General features: G+C 51.5%; 19 protein-coding genes. 6 read left to right on the top strand and 13 right to left on the bottom strand.

The window, feature by feature from the left end:
* Nucleotides 1–8: 8 nt before the first annotated feature.
* From HV346_RS22230 to rhtB, 3 genes are all read right to left on the bottom strand, one after another.
* Nucleotides 9–683, bottom strand: a complete 675-nt coding sequence (locus HV346_RS22230) for a hypothetical protein (protein ID WP_181621378.1) — start codon at nt 681–683, stop codon at nt 9–11.
* A 103-nt stretch (nt 684–786) separates the two neighbouring features.
* Nucleotides 787–1269 (bottom strand): winged helix-turn-helix domain-containing protein, encoded by a 483-nt coding sequence (locus HV346_RS22225; protein ID WP_181621377.1) that lies wholly within the window; start codon nt 1267–1269, stop codon nt 787–789.
* Between the two features lie 496 nt (nt 1270–1765).
* The gene (gene rhtB / locus HV346_RS22220; protein WP_181621376.1) at nt 1766–2386 is read right to left on the bottom strand and encodes a homoserine/homoserine lactone efflux protein; all 621 of its coding nucleotides are present in this window, start codon (nt 2384–2386) and stop codon (nt 1766–1768) included.
* Between the two features lie 109 nt (nt 2387–2495).
* Here rhtB and pldB point away from each other — a divergent pair, with 109 nt between their 5' ends.
* The 3 genes from pldB to HV346_RS22205 all read left to right on the top strand — a co-directional run bounded on the left by pldB (nt 2496) and on the right by HV346_RS22205 (nt 5296).
* Entirely contained in the window at nt 2496–3488 is a 993-nt protein-coding gene (gene pldB, locus HV346_RS22215; RefSeq protein ID WP_181621375.1) for a lysophospholipase L2, read from the top strand.
* Between the two features lie 25 nt (nt 3489–3513).
* Nucleotides 3514–4314, top strand: coding sequence for a sugar/pyridoxal phosphate phosphatase YigL (yigL, locus tag HV346_RS22210; RefSeq protein ID WP_181621374.1), 801 nt, complete (start codon nt 3514–3516; stop codon nt 4312–4314).
* Between the two features lie 82 nt (nt 4315–4396).
* Nucleotides 4397–5296 (top strand): carboxylate/amino acid/amine transporter, encoded by a 900-nt coding sequence (locus HV346_RS22205; protein ID WP_181621372.1) that lies wholly within the window; start codon nt 4397–4399, stop codon nt 5294–5296.
* On the opposite strand, the gene metR is transcribed toward HV346_RS22205, so the two are convergent.
* Nucleotides 5184–6137 carry an HTH-type transcriptional regulator MetR gene (metR, locus tag HV346_RS22200; RefSeq protein WP_181621371.1) on the bottom strand — a complete coding sequence of 318 codons (954 nt, stop codon included), beginning with the start codon at nt 6135–6137 and terminating at the stop codon, nt 5184–5186. The genes HV346_RS22205 and metR overlap by 113 nt on opposite strands.
* Nucleotides 6138–6374: 237 nt before the next feature.
* Between metR and metE the strand changes: the two genes are divergently transcribed.
* Complete coding sequence (gene metE / locus HV346_RS22195; RefSeq protein WP_181621369.1) at nt 6375–8636, top strand: 5-methyltetrahydropteroyltriglutamate--homocysteine S-methyltransferase; 2262 nt, start codon at nt 6375–6377, stop codon at nt 8634–8636.
* A 34-nt stretch (nt 8637–8670) separates the two neighbouring features.
* Here the strand turns inward: metE and HV346_RS22190 are convergent, their stop codons facing one another.
* The 9 genes from HV346_RS22190 to HV346_RS22150 form a co-directional block, all read right to left on the bottom strand.
* Nucleotides 8671–9576: a LysR substrate-binding domain-containing protein gene (locus tag HV346_RS22190; protein WP_181621367.1), complete on the bottom strand. Its 906-nt coding sequence runs from the start codon at nt 9574–9576 to the stop codon at nt 8671–8673.
* Between the two features lie 77 nt (nt 9577–9653).
* A complete protein-coding gene (locus HV346_RS22185) occupies nt 9654–10877 on the bottom strand; it encodes a cytosine permease (protein ID WP_181621365.1) in 1224 nt (407 codons plus the stop codon).
* Between the two features lie 24 nt (nt 10878–10901).
* Entirely contained in the window at nt 10902–11291 is a 390-nt protein-coding gene (locus HV346_RS22180) for a glutamyl-tRNA amidotransferase (protein WP_181621363.1), read from the bottom strand.
* Nucleotides 11292–11309: 18 nt separating this feature from the next.
* Complete coding sequence (locus tag HV346_RS22175; RefSeq protein ID WP_181621361.1) at nt 11310–12269, bottom strand: carbamate kinase; 960 nt, start codon at nt 12267–12269, stop codon at nt 11310–11312.
* On the bottom strand, nt 12266–13687 hold the full coding sequence (locus HV346_RS22170) for a DUF1116 domain-containing protein (protein WP_181621359.1): 1422 nt from the start codon (nt 13685–13687) through the stop codon (nt 12266–12268). Before HV346_RS22170 ends, HV346_RS22175 begins: the two co-directional genes overlap by 4 nt.
* Nucleotides 13684–15243, bottom strand: a complete 1560-nt coding sequence (gene fdrA, locus HV346_RS22165) for an acyl-CoA synthetase FdrA (RefSeq protein ID WP_181621357.1) — start codon at nt 15241–15243, stop codon at nt 13684–13686. The genes HV346_RS22170 and fdrA overlap by 4 nt, the downstream gene beginning before the upstream one ends.
* Before the next feature lie 88 nt (nt 15244–15331).
* Entirely contained in the window at nt 15332–16057 is a 726-nt protein-coding gene (locus HV346_RS22160; RefSeq protein ID WP_249415115.1) for a DUF2877 domain-containing protein, read from the bottom strand.
* A gap of 128 nt (nt 16058–16185) precedes the next feature.
* Nucleotides 16186–16854, bottom strand: coding sequence for a cysteine hydrolase (locus HV346_RS22155; RefSeq protein WP_181621355.1), 669 nt, complete (start codon nt 16852–16854; stop codon nt 16186–16188).
* A gap of 250 nt (nt 16855–17104) precedes the next feature.
* A complete protein-coding gene (locus HV346_RS22150; protein ID WP_181621354.1) occupies nt 17105–17908 on the bottom strand; it encodes a dienelactone hydrolase family protein in 804 nt (267 codons plus the stop codon).
* Nucleotides 17909–18163: 255 nt separating this feature from the next.
* On the opposite strand from HV346_RS22150, the gene udp reads away from it, so the two are divergent.
* Both udp and rmuC read left to right on the top strand, forming a co-directional pair.
* Complete coding sequence (gene udp, locus HV346_RS22145) at nt 18164–18925, top strand: uridine phosphorylase (RefSeq protein ID WP_181621353.1); 762 nt, start codon at nt 18164–18166, stop codon at nt 18923–18925.
* A gap of 140 nt (nt 18926–19065) precedes the next feature.
* Entirely contained in the window at nt 19066–20523 is a 1458-nt protein-coding gene (gene rmuC / locus HV346_RS22140; protein ID WP_181621352.1) for a DNA recombination protein RmuC, read from the top strand.
* Nucleotides 20524–20529 lie beyond the last annotated feature (6 nt).

Here is a 20529-nt window from a genome sequence, read left to right as displayed (position 1 = left end):
TTAAGACGTTACTTTTCGTATTTTTTGAGAAGTAATGGTTGCTCAAGTGAACTGTTATTTAGTGCATGTTGATATTGTGTAAATAACTCTTTTGCCAGAGACGTATTGTTATCAACAAATTCCAGGTAAGAATTAGCAAAGAAAAGGCTTTCCGTAAGCACATCGCTTTTCATTTTTTCGTTGACATTCCAGTTGCTGATGGAAAGTAATAATGCTTCTGGGGTAATCTCTCCGGCATAAAGCCTGGCAATACGTTGTTCCCAGGGAAGGTCCCATGTATGGGTGTTGATATACTGCTTGTTTCTTTTTATTAGCGCCGTTTTACTGCCTTTCCATTGATAGGCTGTGAGCCACAAAGACCACAATTGAGCGTAGTTTCTGTCCCGTGAGTGGGCGCTGTGTTCAATAGCGGAAAACAATGTTGTTGCAAGTTTGATATTATTTAGTGCTATATAGTTGACCGCAGAAGGTACAGCGGATAATTCCGCATTATTGTCTCTGGAGAGTTGGTCGTATATTGGGCGTGCGAGCTCAGGTTTTCCTGATAAATCATAACTGATTGCGAGCTGAAGAAAGGCTTCTGAACCATGAACACCGGATTCAGTGGTCGTTGTATTTCCTTGCTTTATTACCAAAACACCTAACATCAATAAAAAAATTTTCACAGTGCGTATTGCAGACATAAAATTATTTTCCAGTAAAAACGCATGCAATTAATGCAGGCGCAACTTTGCCTGTTAACGAAGCAACATATAGGTGTTTTCTAATTAAAGGTTAATATTGATGTCAAGCATGCTGTCGTAGGTTGATAAAAACACTCGACCGGCGTGAATGTGATGCTTTAGTCATTTTCATCTTCTTTATGTCTTTATTTTGATAATAAAGTGCTATAATATTTTCATGTCGAATGATATATCCTTTCCGTTTTTCATATTCGATAAAATCCTCCGGAAAATTAAGCAGCAGGAGTTTATGCTTCAGGTTGGTGAAAACCTGCCATAAGCGAGTCCCTGATGAGCTTAAATTATGTTCATCCCATACATGTTTAAGGACTTCTTCTTTTGTGATGAATTTGTTTTGTGAATGAATAAGCAAGTATGATAATAAACTCATCATTGTGTTGTTAATATATAAAACACCTATGGAGATGTCATCGGGTTTACCATTACTGTTTTGTGCATCGTGAAATCGGTAGATGCAATTTTTCTTTACATCAATATGTACCGTATCATCTATCTCAATCAAAAAACCGTAAGGTGAGTAGCCCATATTAATAATCATCCAATGATTGAGTTATATCCTGAAATAAACTTTTGTGAAATTATAGTGACCATACATGCAATTTCAATACGTGTATGTTGGCGAGGTATTTTGCGAAAATATTTAGGTTTATAGTGGTTGGTTAGTGTTATCACATGAGCTATGTGTTTGCTTTGGTGTTTTGTTTTGGTTTTTTATGATATTTCGGTTTTTTGTGTTTGTTTGGGTTGTATTTACAACGTTAGCTAAAAACACCAAAATATTATTGTTTTTGGTTTTTTATTCTGGGGTGGGCGTTATTGTTTTATAAAAAATGCTATGAAACAATGATGTAGAAAAAATATCATCTATTTAAATATTATATTTAATACAAGTAATATTGATATTTTTATTTTTAATATGAATGTGTTGGCGGGGGATTTTCTTTTGCCCGAGCGATTGACGATCGTTTCGCCGACGCACATTCCGCCGGCTTCGGTATTTGATTTCATCATTTTGCATCACGCTAAGCGTGACGTGCAGACGCAAGCAATGCACCAACCAGCATAAACAACGAACCAAAGACTTTGTTCAGAGCCTTCATCTGTTTAGGCCCTTTGATCCACGCGGCAATTCGTTGTGCCAGCGTCGCGTATCCAATCATCACGATAATATCGACGATGATGGTTGTCGCACCCAGAACCACGTACTGCATCACCTGCGGTTGATGAGGAATAATGAACTGTGGAAACAAGGCGGCGAGAAACACAATACTTTTCGGGTTTGTCAGATTAACAAACACCGCACGCTTGAACAGTCGACCGCGAGTTTGCACCTGGGCGAGAGTGTTCAGGTTAATTGACCCCGCGGCACGCCACTGCTGAATGCCCAGCCAAATCAGGTACGCTGCCCCAGCCCACTTGAGCACTTCAAAGGCCAGCACCGAACGGGAAAACAGCGTCCCCAGACCAATACCAACCAGCACAATATGAATACCCAGCCCAGTCTGTAAACCCGCGATGGATGCTGTCGCACCACGATAGCCGTGGTTTATGGAGGTTGTCATAGTATTGATTGCGCCAGAGCCAGGTGAAAGGCTGAGGATGATGGATGTCAGCAGATAAGCGAACCACCACTCGAAGGTCATTTGAAACTCCCGAATCGTCTGTTTTTATGCCACAATACGCTATTGTTGAGTCATTTTGTGACCTGTCACGAAAAAACGATATTCCTTGGCTTGTAGGGGTGGAAACCCGATGTTTCAGCAGAAAAAGGATTGGGAAACACGAGAAAACGCATTTGCTGCTTTCTCTATGGGGCCGCTCACCGATTTCTGGCATCAGCGTGAAGAAGCCGGGTTTACGGGCGTGGGCGATGTTCCTGTCCGCTTTGTTCGTTTTCGTGCTGAAAAAAATGACCGGGTGATTGTGGTGTGCCCTGGCCGCATCGAAAGCTACGTCAAATATGCCGAGCTCGCGTATGACCTGTTCCACATGGGGTTTGACGTCCTGATTATCGATCATCGCGGACAAGGGCTTTCCGGCAGGATGTTGTCGGATACTCACCGTGGTCACGTGGATCATTTCAGCGACTATGTCGATGATCTGGCTGCGTTCTGGCAGCAAGAAGTTCAGCCCGGTCCCTGGCGTAAACGGTATATCCTTGCGCATTCCATGGGAGGGGCAATTGCCACGCTGTTTTTGCAACGCCATGCTCACCAGTGTGATGCGATTGCATTGAGCGCGCCTATGTTTGGCATCGTGATGCGTTTTCCTGACTGGATGGTACGCCATATTCTCGACTGGGCTGAGGGCCATCAGCGTATTCGTGAGGGGTATGCCATTGGTACAGGCCGCTGGCGCGCACTGCCATTTGCGATGAATGTGTTAACGCACAGTCGGCAGCGCTATCGTCGTAACCTGCGCTTTTATGCCGATGAACCGCGCTTACGCGTCGGTGGTCCCACTTATCATTGGGTGCGGGAAGGTATTCTTGCCGGTGAACAAGCGCTGGCAGGAACGCATGATGACAATACGCCAACATTATTACTTCAGGCGGAAGAAGAACGTGTGGTTGATAACCGCATGCATGATCGCTTTTGCGAACTGCGCGCCGCAGCCGGATACCCTTGTGATGGGGGTAAACCGCTGGTCATAAATGGCGCGTACCATGAGATCCTTTTCGAAAAGGACACCATGCGCTCAGTCGCGCTCAACGCCATCGTTGAATTTTTCAACAGGCATAACTGATTTTCTATTGAGGTTAAATTTCCCTATGTACCAGGTTGTTGCATCTGACTTAGATGGCACGCTGCTTTCCCCCGATCACACCTTGTCGCCTTATGCGAAAGAAACCTTAAAACTCCTGACCGCCCGTGGTGTGAATTTCGTGTTTGCCACTGGCCGCCACCACGTGGATGTGGGGCAGATCCGCGATAATCTGGACATCAAAGCCTACATGATCACCTCCAACGGCGCGCGCGTACACGACACCGATGGCAATCTGATTTTCGCTCACAACCTGGATCGTGATATTGCGACTGACCTGTTTGGTGTGGTGCACAATAATCCGGATATCGTGACGAACGTTTATCGTGACGATGAGTGGTTTATGAACCGCCATCGTCCGGATGAGATGCGTTTCTTTAAAGAAGCAGTATTTAACTACACACTATATGAGCCAGGTTTGCTGGAGCCTGAAGGGGTCAGCAAAGTCTTCTTTACCTGTGAAAGCCATGACGCGTTGCTGCCGCTTGAGCAGGCGATTAACGCGCGTTGGGGCGACCGCGTGAACGTCAGTTTCTCCACGCTCACCTGTCTGGAAGTGATGGCGGGTGGCGTCTCTAAAGGTCATGCACTGGAAGCGGTGGCGAAACGCATGGGTTACGAGCTGAAAGACTGCATCGCCTTTGGCGACGGCATGAATGATGCTGAAATGCTGTCCATGGCCGGTAAAGGCTGCATTATGGAGAATGCGCACCAGAGACTGAAAGATCTGCACCCAGAGCTGGAAGTCATTGGGACAAATGCCGATAACGCCGTACCTAACTACCTGCGCAAGCTGTTCCTTGAATAATCTTCATTTGGTCATATATCGTTCAGTTGTCAACTAAAGAGTTCGCTACAATGCCTGTCCTTCATTCAGAGAGACATGCATTGTGGCGCTACTCATTGTCACCACTATTCTGTGGGCATTTTCATTTAGCCTGATTGGTGAATACCTTGCCGGGCACGTCGACAGCTACTTCTCCGTGCTGATGCGCGTGGGGCTGGCGGCGCTGGTCTTCTTGCCATTCCTGCGTACGCGTGGGCAAACGTTAAAAACCCTTTTGCTGTACATGCTGGTCGGGGCGATGCAGCTTGGCATTATGTATCTCTTCAGCTTCAGGGCTTACGTTTACCTCTCCGTCTCGGAATTCCTGCTGTTCACCGTGCTCACGCCGCTCTATATCACGCTGATTTATGATCTGCTGAGTAAGCGCAGGCTGCGCTGGGGATACCTGCTGAGTGCGGCGCTTGCTGTTATCGGTGCAGCCATTATTCGCTATGACAAAGTGAGCGATCACTTCTGGACTGGCCTGATGTTTGTCCAGTTGGCAAATATCAGCTTTGCCATCGGTATGGTGGGCTACAAGCGCCTGATGGAAACCCGTCCAATGCCGCAGCATAACGCCTTTGCCTGGTTCTATATGGGGGCGGCTATCGTTGCGGTCGCGGCGTGGTTTATGCTGGGGAATCCGCAGAAACTGCCCACCACGTCAGTGCAGTGGGGCATTCTGGTCTGGCTGGGCGTGGTGGCATCCGGGCTGGGTTACTTCATGTGGAACTACGGTGCGACTCAAGTCGATGCCGGGACGCTGGGCATCATGAACAACGTTCATGTGCCCGCTGGCTTGCTGGTGAATCTGGCCATATGGCAGGAGCAACCGCACTGGCCGAGCTTCATTATTGGGGGAACGGTGATCCTGGCTTCGCTGTGGGTCCATCGCCGTTGGGTCGCTCCGCGCTCCGCACAAACGGCAGATGGTCGCAGGCGTGATTCCGCGCTGAGCGAATAAATGCTTCCGTAACCGGCTGACGCTGCTCGCCATCCCGAACGGCGGCGTACAGTCGGCTCCACAGTCCTTCACCCAGGGTTTTGGTCACAACCAGGCCCTGGCGTTCAAAACTCTCCACTACCCAGTGCGGCAGGGCGGCGATGCCCATTTTTGCCGCCACCATTTGAATTAAAAGCAACGTGTTATCCACGCTTTTCAGATTAGGACTGATACCGGCGGGCTGGAGGAAGTGACGCCAGATATCCAGTCGACTGCGTTGCACCGGATAAATCAGCAATGTTTCGGTCGCCAGATCCTCCGGAGTGATGCGCGTTTTGCTCGCCAGCGGATGATCCGGCGCCAATACCAGGCGTACTTCAAAATCAAACATCGGAGAGTAGTGCAGACCACTGCGCGGAAGAATGTCCGAGGTCATCACTAAATCCAGTTCACCCTGCTGAAGAGAGGGCTGCGGATCAAAGGTCACGCCAGATTTAAAGTCCATCTCCACCTGTGGCCATTTCTGGTGGAAGTTCTCAAGTGCAGGCGTCAGCCACTGAATACAGCTATGGCATTCAATGGCAATACGCAGCCGGGTCTGCTGCGGCTCGTTGCAGGACTGCAAGGCGCTGGCGATCTGTGGCAGCACCTGATTCGCCAGTTGCAGCAAAATTTCGCCCTGCGGTGTAAAGCGCAGCGGCTGGCTCTTACGCACGAACAGACGAAAGCCAAGGCGTTGTTCCAGATCGCTGAACTGGTGTGAAAGGGCAGACTGAGTCTGATGCAGCGTGGCCGCAGCCGCCGCGAGAGAACCGCAGTTCCGCAACGCTTGTAGCGTTTTCAGGTGTTTTATCTCGATCATGAAAGTCCTTCACTTCGCCATGAACATTTTGCGCTTGAGGAATATACAGTAACCGCCAATTATGGATGTGTAAACATCTGGACGGCTAAAATCCTTCGTCTTTTAAATTTATAGCGCGTTGGCTGCGTTTATTCACTCCGGTCACTTACTGCTGTAGGCATCCGGGAGATGAGCAAACTTGCTGCCTTCCCTAAATTCAAAATCCAAAGGATTTACAATTAATGAGAGGAAGAAAATATGACAATCCGCAATCACACACTCGGTTTCCCTCGCGTTGGCTTGCGTCGTGAGCTGAAAAAAGCGCAAGAAAGCTACTGGGCGGGTAACTCCACCCGTGAAGACCTGCTGGCAGTGGGCCGCGAGTTGCGTGCTCGTCACTGGGACCAGCAAAAACAAGCGGGCATTGACCTGCTGCCAGTGGGCGATTTCGCCTGGTACGACCATGTTCTGACCACTAGCCTGCTGCTTGGCAATGTGCCGGCTCGTCATCAGAACAACGATGGATCGGTAGATATCGATACCCTGTTCCGCATCGGCCGTGGCCGCGCACCAACAGGAGAGCCAGCGGCAGCAGCGGAAATGACTAAGTGGTTTAACACGAATTACCACTATATGGTTCCGGAGTTCGTGAAAGGTCAGCAGTTCAGTCTGACCTGGACGCAGATCCTGGATGAAGTCGATGAAGCGCTGGCTCTGGGTCACAAGATCAAACCTGTTTTGCTTGGCCCGGTAACCTACCTGTGGCTGGGTAAAGTAAAGGGCGAGCAGTTTGATCGTCTGAGTCTGCTCAACGACATTCTGCCAGTGTATAAGCAAGTGCTGGCTGAACTGGCAAAACGCGGTATTGAATGGGTCCAAATCGACGAACCTGCTCTGGTGCTGGAGTTGCCGCAGGAATGGCTGAATGCCTTTAAACCGGCTTATGACGCTCTTGCGGGTCAGGTTAAGCTGCTACTGACGACGTATTTCGAAGGCGTGACGCCTAATCTCGACACTATCGCTGCACTGCCGGTGCAAGGTCTGCACGTTGACCTGGTTCACGGGAAAGATAATGTTGCCGACCTGCACAAACGCCTGCCAGCGGGCTGGCTGCTCTCTGCGGGTCTGGTGAATGGTCGTAACGTCTGGCGTGCCGATCTGACTGAGAAGTATGCGCAGATTAAAGATATCGTAGGCAAACGCGATCTGTGGGTCGCGTCATCTTGCTCCTTGCTGCACAGCCCAATTGACCTCAGTGTGGAAACGCGTCTGGATGCGGAAGTGAAAAGCTGGTTTGCGTTCGCTCTGCAAAAATGTGAAGAGCTGGCCCTGCTGCGTGACGCACTGAATAGCGGCGATACGGCGGCCATCACTGACTGGAGCGCACCGATTCAGGCGCGTCGTCACTCGGCTCGCGTTCATAACCCGGCAGTAGAAAAACGTCTGGCGGCCATCACCGCCCAGGACAGCCAGCGTCAGAACGCCTATGAAGTGCGTGCTGAAGCCCAGCGTGCCCGCTTCAATCTCCCAGCGTGGCCAACAACGACTATCGGTTCGTTCCCACAGACCACAGAAATCCGCGGCCTGCGTCTGGATTTCAAAAAGGGCAACCTTGATGCGAATCACTACCGCACGGGTATCGCCGAACACATTAAGCAGGCGATTATTGAGCAGGAACGTTTAGGTCTGGACGTGCTGGTTCATGGTGAAGCTGAACGTAACGACATGGTGGAATATTTCGGTGAGCATCTGGATGGCTTCGTCTTTACGCAAAACGGTTGGGTGCAGAGCTACGGTTCCCGTTGTGTGAAGCCCCCGGTCGTGATCGGTGACGTCAGCCGTCCCGAAGCCATCACCGTTGAGTGGGCGAAGTACGCCCAGTCTCTGACCGACAAACCCGTTAAAGGCATGCTGACAGGACCGGTAACAATCCTCTGCTGGTCATTCCCGCGTGAAGATGTGACGCGTGAAACCATCGCCAAACAGATCGCGCTGGCGTTACGTGATGAAGTGGCGGATCTGGAAGCGGCGGGTATCGGCATTATTCAGATTGACGAACCGGCACTGCGAGAAGGTTTGCCGCTGCGCCGTAGCGACTGGGATGCCTACCTGCAATGGGGCGTAGAAGCCTTCCGTATCAATGCCGCGGTGGCAAAGGACGACACTCAAATCCACACTCACATGTGTTACTGCGAATTTAACGACATCATGGATTCCATCGCGGCACTGGATGCCGACGTGATCACCATTGAGACATCACGTTCAGACATGGAATTGCTGGAGTCGTTTGAAGAGTTCGACTACCCGAACGAAATTGGGCCGGGTGTTTACGACATCCACTCCCCGAACGTACCAAGTGTGGAGTGGATTGAAGCCCTGTTGCAGAAAGCCGCTCAGCGTATCCCGGCAGAGCGCCTGTGGGTGAACCCGGACTGCGGCCTGAAAACCCGTGGCTGGCCGGAAACCCGCGCAGCACTGGCGAACATGGTGAAAGCCGCGCAAAATCTGCGTCAGGCATAACATCTGTAACGGAGGCGAAAGCCTCCGTTTTTGCTTAGTGTGGGTTTACAGCTGCACTGAGTGACGGTCCTTTCAAATATTCAATACACCACTGACACACTTTCCCCATTCCGTCCGATCGTGCAGCCAGGAATAATTTGGTTGCATGCTTGTGTTCACGCATCGGTTTTTTGAGTAGCTTGCCGCTATTGAGTAAAGGAAGGGCTAAATGATGTGGGATATAGCCAATTCCGACATTTTGTTCGATAAGGGCGATAGCCGTGGTGAAGTCCGGTACAAACAGGGGCTTTTGACCTTCAAGCAGCCACGCCTGTAGCGGGGTAAAGTTTACCGACGTATCCCGGATACATATTGCCGGGTACTGACGCAGCTCAGCATTTTCCAGCGGGTGACGCTCTGTCGCCAGAGGGTGCTGTGGGCTAACGACAAAATCCCATTCCAGTTGCCCAAAAGGCTCGCTAATCACGCCTTCGGTGCTGGGGACAGCATGCGGCGCACCAATCACCAGGTCGGCTCGTCTGCTGTAAAGTGCATCCCAGCAGCCGTTGTAAACTTCCAGGCAGACCGTCAACGTGGTTGAGGAAAACTGGTGTTCAAAATCACGGATGAACGTAACCAGCAGGGATGAGGGGATAATGTTATTTACCGCAATTGTCAGTTCTCGTTCAACGCCGTCGTGGATCAGAACGGTATTGCGTTTGAGCGCCTCCATATCACCGAGAATGGTTTTGCTGTGCTCGACAAAATAGCGTCCGGCAGGGGTGATTTCAATGTACCGGCCTTTACGCTCGAACAGCGCAACGCCCAGACTTTCTTCTGCTTTTTTTATGGTGTAGCTAATGGCTGACGGCACTTTGTTTAACTGCTCAGCGGCAACGGTGATGCTCTGGTGTCGGGCGACCAGATGGATAACTCGAAGGGTTTCGTCGGAGATGAACATAAGGCGTCCCTGTTGGCAGAAAACGGCCGAACTCTTACGAGTTCAGCCGCGATGACTGTGCCAATTATACCGGGGAATTAATGGCGTTGGCTCAGTCGGCTGAGTACGGCATACGCGATGCAGGCCACAACAATGGAATCTACTGACGGAATGGTGGTCAGGGTAAACAGACCTTTCACCGTCATAAAACCAACCGTTGCGCCAAAGATCCATGCCACAAAAGTCAACACTTTAACCGGGGGTTCACGTGTCAGGACGGATTCCTGATAGCCATTACGGCGATACAGGAAAAAGTCGGCAATATAAATCCCGGCAACGGGCGGTGTGGCGATCCCCAAAAACAACAGGAAAGGGATAAACCAGGCCATAATGTCCAGGCTGCCGACAACAGCAGACAATACGCCGAGTGCGACGGTTATCTGCCATTTTGGAAAGCGCGTCAGCAGGGTGGAAACAACCAGTGTTCCCTGAAACATATTTCCGGCATTTCCCGTTACACAGGCAAAAATCAGCAATAATGCAGCAGGTAATACTGCGCTAAATACCGCCATTGCACCCAGTAATGACCCTTGCCCACTGAGCGCGCTCGGTGTTGCTCCTGCCCAATAAAGCAGCGGGTAAGCGATAAGAAACGTCGTGCAGGCTGCAATAAGGGCATGTTTGCGGTTATGCACAAAACTGCCGAAATCAGGCAATGTTGCGACCAGGACGATAATAGTTCCTACCACGGTAGAGACAGCAACGCCGGTGTTCATACTGGTGATCGTTGCGGGAACCGTCACTCCGGCATGTGTGGACACATAAAGGATGTAGCACAAGACCAGAGCGATCACAGGTACGGCAATTTGTGCCACCTTTCCCAGAACGGCAAAACCAAAAGCCGTCGAAGCGACAAAAATGACACAACCTGCGGCGACTAATAGCGGGAGGGGAAGTTCAAGGCCGTGCTGTGCCAGTAAATCATGCACAGAGTGACCAAACATATTGGCGGTCACGGCAATCCAGCCGAACAGGCTGATCGCCATCAGAATATTAATGGCGACTGCCCCTTTCTCGCCAAAGGCGTATTTCACAATTCCGTAGGTAGGTAGCCGTGCCTTTTCGCCTACGCTTATGGTGATGGCAGAAAGGATGGTCAGGATCAGTCCCCCCAGCAGCACCACGCTAATCAGACTGCTACTGGAAAGTTGGTTGCCGAGACTGGAGGATGACAGCAGGACTGGCGTCACTGCGATACCCAGCAGGATCATGGCAATGTGAAATCCAGATGCGGTGTTAAGTTTCTCTTCCGTTTTACGCATATCTTGTTCCCTCTGAAGCGCGTGTTAAGCCGTATGGACATGTCCGGTGTAGTGACGCCAGCTTCCCAGTTCAGTGATTTCTCGTTGGCCTTCCGTAAGCCAGTTTTCGGCCAGCACGCCAAGCACTTCGCTGCCGTCCTCCAGTTTCACTTTTCCTATTGCCAATCCTGCGGGTTCACTCATAAGCAGGTCAGCAAAACTTGCCAGAGGCAGCGACCAGATTTCCAGCGCGACATGTGTTCCGCCTTCTGTCACACGGATCATTCCCGGATGGCGATCGTTGATACTCCACAAGCGATAATGGGCGTCGGTACGGTCTTCACGAATGAACACGCCGCCTGCTTGTTGCATGTTTTTGTTCAGCTCCAGGCCGCGCATCAGCGTACCGTTCACGGCTAATAAGGTGGTTTCCATCGTTTTTCTCCAAAAAGACTAAAGGGTGATCCATGTGCCGCTTTGATGAGCCAACGCAGATTTGATGGCCTGCGGGGTGGTGATCAACCCCCTGGCTTTCTTGCCTTGCTCAAGGCTGCTATCTACAAAATTGAGAATGGCTTCGACTTTCGGCTGCATGCTGCCAATGCCGAACTGTCCTTCCCGTAAGAACTTCCGTGCCTGGGTAACAGTCAGCGTGTCCAGCCATTGCTGGTGTGGAGTACCGAAATTGATTGCCACTTTCTCAACCCCAGTGGGGATGACCAGCAAATCAGCGCCTAACTGGCTGGCAAGGAGTGCAGAGGCAAGATCTTTGTCAATGACGGCTTCAACACCCTGTAATTGTTGCTGCTTATCGCGTACGACCGGGATCCCGCCGCCGCCACAGGCAATGACGATATAACCCTGTTGCACCAGGTGAGCGATGGTGTCGCGTTCGATAATTTCCAGTGGGGCTGGGGAGGGAACGGTGCGCCGCCAGCCGCGACCGGCATCTTCCATGAGCGTCCAGCCCAACTGTTGTTGGCGTTCTTGCGCAGTAGCTTCATCGAGAAATGCACCGACAGGCTTACTCGGATGAATAAACGCCTCATCTTGCTGGCTGACCCGCGTCTGGGTGACGAGCGTGATGATCGGTTTTTGAATGCCACGTCGCATGAGTTCGTTATGCAACGCTTTCTGGAACATATATCCAATAGCGCCCTGAGTATCACCGACGGCATAATCCAGTGGTATCGGGGAGACTTCACTGCTTGCCAGTTCTGAACGACGTAAAATAAAACCTACCTGCGGGCCGTTTCCGTGGGTGAGAACCAGATCCCAACCTGCCTCTATCATGTCGGTAATGTGTTTAACACTTTCCCTAACGGCTTCGTATTGATCGGGAATGCTGTTACGGCGATCGTCAAGGATCAATGCGTTGCCGCCGACGGCAACCACGGCTAAAGGTTTGCTCATTGTTTCTCTCCCTTACTAACCGCCTCTGCCAGTGCGGTGATTGCATCGACAAAACAAGGCATCGGTGCTGTCGTTATCCCCGCACCAATCTGACCGACACCAGCCTGCTTATGAGCGATACCTGTATTAATGACCGGTAAAATGCCGCGATCGACCACCTTGCGGACATCAATTCCTGCCGCTGTTGGCGCAAAATTCAGAGCTGGCAGCGTAAATGCCGGGTTGCGACCGACCGTAATGGATTGCATGCGACGGCTGTTGTTGGTGGCATCGGCTGGAGTGCCACCAACAAATTTCACGATTGCCGGAGAAGACGCCATGGCAAAACCACCGACACCCGCGGTTTCAGTGATTGCACTGTCACCAAGATCGGCTGCGGCATCATCTACGCCATAACCTGGGAAAAATAGCCCTTCAACGGCATTGGCGGGGGCCTGGAACCAGCGCTCACCTGTACCGGAAAGCCGGATACCAAAGTTCACGCCATTGCGTGCCATGACAGTGACTATAGAGCTGAAAGGGACGTTGGCGGCCGCATCCATCATGGCTTTACAGGCAGCCATCGACAGGTTGAGAAAGAAGTGGTCATTTCCCGTAATGAATGCGACTACCCGTTGTACATTTTCCAGCGGCAAATGACAGGCCAGCAGTGCAGGCAACAGGCGTTTGGTCAGCAGTCCGGTTGCGGCCGCATTGCGATTGTGGACTTCATCCCCCATATGCAGAGCCTGAGCCATCAAGGGTTTTAACTCCAGTTCGCCAAGCTGGCGTACCGCTGCTTTCAGGGCGGGTGCGAGCTCATCGCGCATCCAGAAGAGGCGGTTGAGAACTTCTTCGTTATTAGCGCCAAAGCGTAAAACCTTGCCCAATCCTTCGTTGAAGTTGCTGAATGAACGCTGACCGTTGGTTTTATTTTCGATAACCCACAGCGGCATTGATGGGCTAATGATCCCCGCCATGGGGCCGACGGCATGGTAGTGATGGCAGGGTTCAAGGTGAATCTCACCTGTCAGTACCTTACACTCAGCCTCTTCATGACTGGTGGCCCAGCCTTCGAACAGCATTGCGCCAACAATCGCCCCTTTTACAGGGCCACACATGTTTTCCCAGCTAATGGGAGGACCCGAGTGGAGGATACATTTACGCTCAGACATTTCAGGAATGGCTTCGCTGGCGTACATCACATCAACCAGTACGGGTTGAGCGTTGAGGTAACGTTCCATCGCAATGTTGTTCGCCTGCTCAACCAATGGATGACGAAGCAGAGAAGCCAGGTCCATGCCTGCGTTAATATTGCCAAGGGCCGGGGGCTGCCAGGCCAGAGCGATTACGTCACCACCGACTTTCTGGATATTACTGGCGAAACTTTGTAGCCCGGCATTCACCACCTTTAGCGGCTGATTAAATAAGGTATTCATGCAGTGAGTTCCTTCTTTTGAAGCTGGATCTGCGCCACGATGCTGGCCCAATGAGCAGCCTGTGCATTACTGTTGGCGACAATGACACCTGCCTGGCGCAACGCATTGACCTGACAACTCCGTTGCTGAGGGTCGTTCTCGGTTCCGCAAACATGGGCAATCAGTACCGGCGCTCGCGACATCTCTGTCCGGGCCAGTAAGGTCAGTAACTCTGCCGCCGGGGCTTCAGATGCGCCGTAGCCCAGAACCAGATCGAACAGGACGACGGCGGTATGTGGATCGTTCATTTCAGTGAGCAGACGCTGATTTCGCAGCGTTGGGTCAATCATTGGATGAGGTCTGCCACGGGTAAAATCATCATCCCCCATGTCGATGAGGGTGTGGTGATGGCTTTGCCAGAGGTCGGTAAGTGGATGATTACCGGACACAGGTGTATTAGAAGAGGCCGTAAAACCGTTTTGCTGGCAGATCAGCTGTGCTTCATAGCAAAACGTTCCCCCCGCAAAGACACCACGGATCATCTGACGAGCAAGGGGCAGACGCTCGCTGGCCTGTTGCAACATCGCCAGGTCCTGCGCTGACGATTCGCTATGTGTTTCTGGTAGCGGCAGCTCACTCAGTAACGCAACCGCGAGATCGGCTGCGCTGGCAAGTGTGGTCGCGGCAGTCACATTTGGACGCGTTATTGCGTGTGGGTCGGCACTGAGGAAATTCACCACAACGGGTTTAGTGGCTGATTGCGCCAGCGTCAGGATGCGCTCTGTCACCACAGGGGATGGTGGTTTGGAAATCAGCACTATCACGCGAGTGGCGTCATCATCCATTAATATCTGCAGGCCAAACAGCATGGAGATCCCGCCGATATCCTCACTGAGATCGTGTCCGCCCGTACCAAGTGCCTGGGAGATCCCTGCGCCAAGATGGTCAATTCGGCAGGTTATTTCCTGCAAACCCGTACCCGATGCACCAACGACGCCAATTTCACCGCGTTTAACGACATTCGCAAAACCCAGCGGTATCCCGTTAATAATGGCTGTGCCACAATCAGGGCCCATAACCAGGAGGTTACGTTCACGAGCGAGCATTTTTATCGACTTTTCCTGCATAATGCTGACGTTATCGCTGAACATCATCACATTCATGCCGAGATTTAGCGCCTTGATGGCTTCGGCAGCGGCATAATCGCCAGGGACTGAAATGAGTGCCAGATTAACGGCTGGCTCTTTTTCCAGCGCCATCTCGATGCTCACCAGCTCAGGGGTTTTTACGCCATCGCTGTTACCTTCTTCTGGTTTACTGGTCAGCCGTTGCTCAGCGAGGGTAAGTGCTTCAGTACACCGGGCATCTTCCCCCATGACGGCAATCACCAGGTCGTTCGGCCCCGCTTCAATCATGTGGCCGAGTCCTGCATCGTTAAGTTGTTCCAGGTTCGTGGGTGTTCCCATGATGACGGAGGCCTGCTGTATGCCGGGCAATGTGCTTAGTTGCGCAGAAATCTGCATCAGGGAGACGGAGTCCTGATAAAGATTCCTGAAAACTTTATGCTTAACTTTCATTGTGTTATGTCCGTTTTTTTGCCTGATTGCTGGATTTAGATACAGCGAATCCACGTGGCAGCCAGTGCCACGAGAAAATTCCATTCACTCAGGAGTATGTGTTCAGTGTTCTTAAACCGTGGAGTAATCCGGCCAAACAGTCAGCGCCGGATGTTGCGCCAAATTGCATGACGTTTTCTGTACAGGCGATAAAAGTTTTCAACGGCGTATGCGTACTAAGTTGCCTCAGCAGGTCGCAAACCGGTTGTGAGAAATGCCCCTGTACCGCACGCCTCAAGTAGTGCTGGCTAATGTCTGTTGTACGCGGCAAATTCTGCTCAATAGATTGCTGCAACCTGTTGCGGTGCGCTTCAACATCGGGAGGGAGATGCCAGGGTCGCAGCGCCGCCAGATAGCCCAGTAAGTAATCATCACCATCTGGCGTTAATCCTTTACCGTAGCCGATCAACCGGGGAACCTGTTGTTCAAGCTGTTCCGCTGATTCCTGCGGCTTTAGCCCCTGATACATCGCGCTCTCCTGCCACTGCAAAGCACTGTCGATTTGATGTTTCAGGCAAAACTGTCGTAGCTGAGCATTCAGAAGCGGATAGTGGTGCTGGAGCCATGTCCCGGCTTCGGAGTCCAGGCAACGCTTCTGGACGTTGGGCTGCCATACGATTGCCGCTTTCAGATCCACCGCAAAACGTTGAGCCTGCAAAATACCGCCGGTTAAGAAAACGGGCGCAGAATGCGTAATTTCCTGACGCCAGTCCCAATGTTCCGGCAGGGCGACGCGTGCGGCATCGGCCAGATTCTGGTATCTCTTTGCGCACAAGAGGGTTAGGAGCTCTCCCTCTTCTGAACGCAGATTCAGTGCGTGCTGAAATACGCTGTGAACCTTAAGCGTTGCTGTTGCTTTGGCCGGAAAGAGATACCCTAGCGAGCACGCAGGAAGCATCGGGATTACCCTTTCAGCCCTTCAATAATGGCATTTGCGTCACTCACCCACCCGAAAATTGCGCCCTGAGCTTTGATCATTTCCAGTGCGTATTTCTGGAATTCCGGGAAGTAGGAGCCCACGCAATCTTCAGGGATGATGCACTCATAGCCGCGGTCATTGGCTTCGCGTACGGTGGTCGTTACACAGACTTCGGTCGTCACGCCACACACAATCAGCGTTTTGATACTGTGGTTTTGTAGAATCAGATGCAGGTCGGTCTGATAAAACGCGCCCTTACCGGGTTTGTCGATGATCGGCTCGCCAGAAATAGGGTAAAGCTCAGGAATGATGTCATGACCTGCTTCGCCACGAACCAGAATACGCCCCATCGGACCTGCTTCACCGATAAAGGTTTTACCGCCGCGCGTAAGCTTGGCCGATGGACAATCACTGAGGTCTGCACGGTGTCCTTCACGTGTATGGATCACCATCAACCCCATGCTGCGCGCTGCTGCCAGAACCTTTTTGCAAGGTTCAATTGCGCTTCGGACTAGCGAGACATCATTACCCAGCGCTTCACCAAAGCCGCCAGCTTCGACAAAGTCGCGCTGCATGTCGATCATAACGAGTGCAGTGGTATTAAGATCAAAAGGTAAAGCAAAAGGTTGAGCGTGAAATGCGGATTGCGTCATGATAAATCTCCTGTTTGAAAATCAACCGTTCCGTTCGTTCTGCTACTGAGTATCCAGGAGAAAAGAGGGGTTAAACAGGAAAAAAGTTTGGCGCATAGCAACGAAAATTTTGCATTCGGACAGGGGGAGGTAAATGACTGTGAAGAGGGTCATAACTTCACGTACAGCAGCAAAAAATTCGATGCTGTACGTTTTTTGAATTAAAAAAATTGTTGAAATAGTGTGAGCAAACACACCTGTTTCAGGGCGGCTACTTTTTAATCCCGTACTGAGCAAACCACGCCAGCATTCTTTGCCAGCCATCTTTTGCCGACTCTTCGTGATAGCTCGCGCGATAGTCCGCGTTAAACGCGTGACCTGCTTCCGGATACACTACGATTTCCGCCTTCGCGTTTGCAGCACGGAGTGCATGGCGCATCGTCTCAATGGTATCAACGGGAATACTGGTATCCTCGCCGCCGTACAAGCCCAGCACAGGGGCGTTTAAATCAATGGCGACATCAACTGGTTGCTTAGGTGAGTTGAGCGTTTTCTCTCCCACCAGTTTCCCGTACCACGCCACGGCTGCTTTAAGCTGTGGATTGTGCGCGGCGTAGAGCCAGCTGATGCGTCCACCCCAGCAGAAACCCGTTACCATCAAACGATGGGGATCGCCGCCATTACGGGCAGCCCAGTTGGCAACATGGTCCAGATCGGCCAACACCTGTGCGTCTGGTACTTTGCTTACCAGATTATTGAACAGCGTCGGGATATCACCGTAATCATTGGGATCGCCCTGGCGGAAATAGAGTTCCGGCGCAACGGCAAGATAACCTTCCTGCGCCAGTCGACGGCACAGATCGCGAATATGTTCGTGGACTCCAAAAATTTCCTGAACCACGATCACGATAGGAAGAGGCCCCTCGGCTGATTTCGGGCGTGCGTGGTAAGCAGGCATATTGTCACCCTGCGAGGGTATAGATGTTTCACCTGCGCTGATGGCATCTTCCGGGGTTGAGATGATTGTTGAAGCATGCGGGGCCGCTGCAGGTGCAAAACGTGTTTTTTCAGTCATGGCATTCTCCGTACCAATGAGTTAACGCAAAGGTAAATATAGACACCAGGGTAACAACTCACAGTGCCCGAAACGGTCTATCTTTTGTGCAACACCTTACGATATAACTTGTTAATGTGATGTAAATCACTATTTTATGGAAATTAACTGCAAGCATTTTCATTCATGGTGATGTCAGTCACGAAATTAAGCCTGGTGCTTCTGTAAAGTACCGTTTTACTTCTTCTGACTAACCGACCCACAGAGGAGCCACCTATGTCTAAGTCTGATGTTTTTCATCTCGGCCTCACTAAAAATGATTTACAAGGGGCCACGCTCGCTATCGTCCCTGGTGACCCTGAGCGTGTGGAAAAGATCGCCGCGCTGATGGATAAGCCGGTTAAGCTGGCATCCCATCGCGAGTTCACCACCTGGCGTGCAGAGCTGGACGGTAAAGCCGTGATCGTATGTTCAACCGGTATTGGCGGCCCATCCACCTCTATCGCAGTGGAAGAGCTGGCACAACTGGGCATTCGCACCTTCCTGCGCATTGGGACGACCGGGGCTATCCAGCCGCACATTAACGTCGGTGACGTACTGGTGACGACGGCATCTGTGCGTCTGGACGGGGCAAGCCTGCACTTTGCACCAATGGAATTCCCGGCTGTTGCTGACTTCGAATGCACAACTGCACTGGTTGATGCAGCGAAAGCGATTGGTGCAACGACCCACATTGGCGTCACCGCCTCTTCTGATACCTTCTACCCAGGCCAGGAGCGTTACGACACCTTCTCTGGCCGTGTGGTGAGCCGTTTCAAAGGCTCAATGGAAGAGTGGCAGTCTATGGGCGTGATGAACTACGAAATGGAATCTGCAACGCTGTTGACGATGTGTGCGAGCCAGGGTCTGCGTGCCGGTATGGTGGCGGGCGTTATCGTCAACCGTACTCAGCAGGAGATCCCGAACGCAGAAACCATGAAACAAACTGAAAGCCATGCAGTGAAAATTGTGGTTGAAGCGGCTCGTCGTCTGATCTAATTCGCATTTCTGAGATAAAAGGCCGACATGTTCGGCCTTTTATTTTTTGCGTAGTGCCTCGCAGGAAAACCCTTTCAAACTGGACGTTTATACAGCACAATTCTATTTTGTGCGGGTAGTACGTTGATGCAGGGGGCATTGTGGATATCTCAATCCTGATTTATGCGGTGATTGCGCTGGTGGGCGTGGGAATAGGCTGGCTGATTTCCAGCTACCAGCACGCGCATCAGAAAGCCGATCAACTGGCAGAGCGTGAAGAGATGGTCGCAGAGTTAAGTGCGACAAAACAACAGCTTGCTCAAAGTTCTCACTGGCGTGATGAGTGCGAATTGCTCAACAATGAACTGCGCAACCTGCGCGATATCAACACCTCGCTGGAAGCCGATCTCCGTGAGGTAACCACCCGCCTTGAATCCACTCAACTGCACGCGGAAGACAAAATCCGCCAGATGATCAACAGTGAACAGCGCCTGAGCGAGCAGTTTGAAAACCTTGCTAACCGTATTTTCGAGCACAGTAACCGCCGCGTTGATGAGCAAAACCGCCAAAGTCTGAATGGCCTTTTGACGCCGCTGCGCGAGCAACTGGACGGTTTTCGTCGCCAGGTTCAGGACAGCTTTGGCCAGGAGGCGCGCGAACGCCACACGCTGGCGCATGAAATTCGTAACCTTCAACAGCTTAATGCTCAGATGGCGCAGGAAGCCGTCAATCTGACGCGTGCGCTTAAGGGTGATAACAAAACTCAGGGGAATTGGGGCGAAGTTGTCCTGACTCGCGTGCTGGAGGCCTCTGGGCTGCGAGAGGGCTATGAGTATGAAACCCAGGTCAGCATAGAAACGGATACGCGCGCGCGGATGCAACCCGATGTCATCGTACGATTACCGCAGGGCAAAGACGTTGTTATTGATGCCAAAATGACGCTGGTCGCCTATGAGCGTTATTTCAATGCCGAGGATGATTTCACGCGTGAGTCAGCGTTGCAGGAGCATATCGCTTCGGTGCGTAACCATATCCGGTTGTTGGGCCGAAAAGACTACCAGCAGTTGCCAGGGCTGCGTTCCCTGGATTATGTCCTGATGTTTATCCCGGTTGAACCCGCCTTCCTGCTGGCGCTCGACCGGCAACCAGAACTCATCACTGAAGCGCTGAAAAACAATATTATGCTGGTCAGCCCCACGACATTACTGGTGGCCCTGAGAACCATTGCCAACCTCTGGCGCTATGAGCACCAAAGCCGTAACGCGCAGCAGATTGCCGATCGTGCCAGTAAGCTGTATGACAAACTGCGTCTGTTTGTTGATGATATGTCTTCTGTTGGGCAAAACCTGGATCGTGCGCAGGACAACTACCGGCAGGCGATGAAAAAACTCTCTTCCGGGCGTGGGAATTTACTGGTGCAAGCAGAAGCATTCCGCAGCCTGGGGGTTGAGGTTAAACGCGAGATTAATCCGGATTTAGTCGAACAGGCGACCGCGCAGGACGAAGAATATCGGCTGCGCGAAGGGAGGGGCGAACAAAATTTAAACAGTGAAGGCAACGGTTTAGAGACAAAAATACCATCGTCTGAACCGAGTGATCGTCTCTTTGGTGGTGGTTGAATCGTA

The organism is Enterobacter sp. RHBSTW-00994, assembly GCF_013782625.1.
Classification (GTDB): domain Bacteria; phylum Pseudomonadota; class Gammaproteobacteria; order Enterobacterales; family Enterobacteriaceae; genus Enterobacter.
Note: the sequence above shows the minus strand (reverse complement) of the source record. Positions and strands in the feature narration are given on the sequence as shown.

What these genes read in the sequence shown, in the direction of transcription:
- HV346_RS22230 (WP_181621378.1), bottom strand. Translation starts at nt 683, where the DNA reads ATGTCTGCAATACGCACTGTGAAAATTTTTTTATTGATGTTAGGTGTT.
- HV346_RS22225 (WP_181621377.1), bottom strand. Translation starts at nt 1,269, where the DNA reads ATGGGCTACTCACCTTACGGTTTTTTGATTGAGATAGATGATACGGTA.
- rhtB (WP_181621376.1), bottom strand. Translation starts at nt 2,386, where the DNA reads ATGACCTTCGAGTGGTGGTTCGCTTATCTGCTGACATCCATCATCCTC.
- pldB (WP_181621375.1), top strand. Translation starts at nt 2,496, where the DNA reads ATGTTTCAGCAGAAAAAGGATTGGGAAACACGAGAAAACGCATTTGCT.
- yigL (WP_181621374.1), top strand. Translation starts at nt 3,514, where the DNA reads ATGTACCAGGTTGTTGCATCTGACTTAGATGGCACGCTGCTTTCCCCC.
- metR (WP_181621371.1), bottom strand. Translation starts at nt 6,137, where the DNA reads ATGATCGAGATAAAACACCTGAAAACGCTACAAGCGTTGCGGAACTGC.
- metE (WP_181621369.1), top strand. Translation starts at nt 6,375, where the DNA reads ATGACAATCCGCAATCACACACTCGGTTTCCCTCGCGTTGGCTTGCGT.
- HV346_RS22190 (WP_181621367.1), bottom strand. Translation starts at nt 9,576, where the DNA reads ATGTTCATCTCCGACGAAACCCTTCGAGTTATCCATCTGGTCGCCCGA.
- HV346_RS22185 (WP_181621365.1), bottom strand. Translation starts at nt 10,877, where the DNA reads ATGCGTAAAACGGAAGAGAAACTTAACACCGCATCTGGATTTCACATT.
- HV346_RS22180 (WP_181621363.1), bottom strand. Translation starts at nt 11,291, where the DNA reads ATGGAAACCACCTTATTAGCCGTGAACGGTACGCTGATGCGCGGCCTG.
- HV346_RS22175 (WP_181621361.1), bottom strand. Translation starts at nt 12,269, where the DNA reads ATGAGCAAACCTTTAGCCGTGGTTGCCGTCGGCGGCAACGCATTGATC.
- HV346_RS22170 (WP_181621359.1), bottom strand. Translation starts at nt 13,687, where the DNA reads ATGAATACCTTATTTAATCAGCCGCTAAAGGTGGTGAATGCCGGGCTA.
- fdrA (WP_181621357.1), bottom strand. Translation starts at nt 15,243, where the DNA reads ATGAAAGTTAAGCATAAAGTTTTCAGGAATCTTTATCAGGACTCCGTC.
- HV346_RS22155 (WP_181621355.1), bottom strand. Translation starts at nt 16,854, where the DNA reads ATGACGCAATCCGCATTTCACGCTCAACCTTTTGCTTTACCTTTTGAT.
- HV346_RS22150 (WP_181621354.1), bottom strand. Translation starts at nt 17,908, where the DNA reads ATGACTGAAAAAACACGTTTTGCACCTGCAGCGGCCCCGCATGCTTCA.
- udp (WP_181621353.1), top strand. Translation starts at nt 18,164, where the DNA reads ATGTCTAAGTCTGATGTTTTTCATCTCGGCCTCACTAAAAATGATTTA.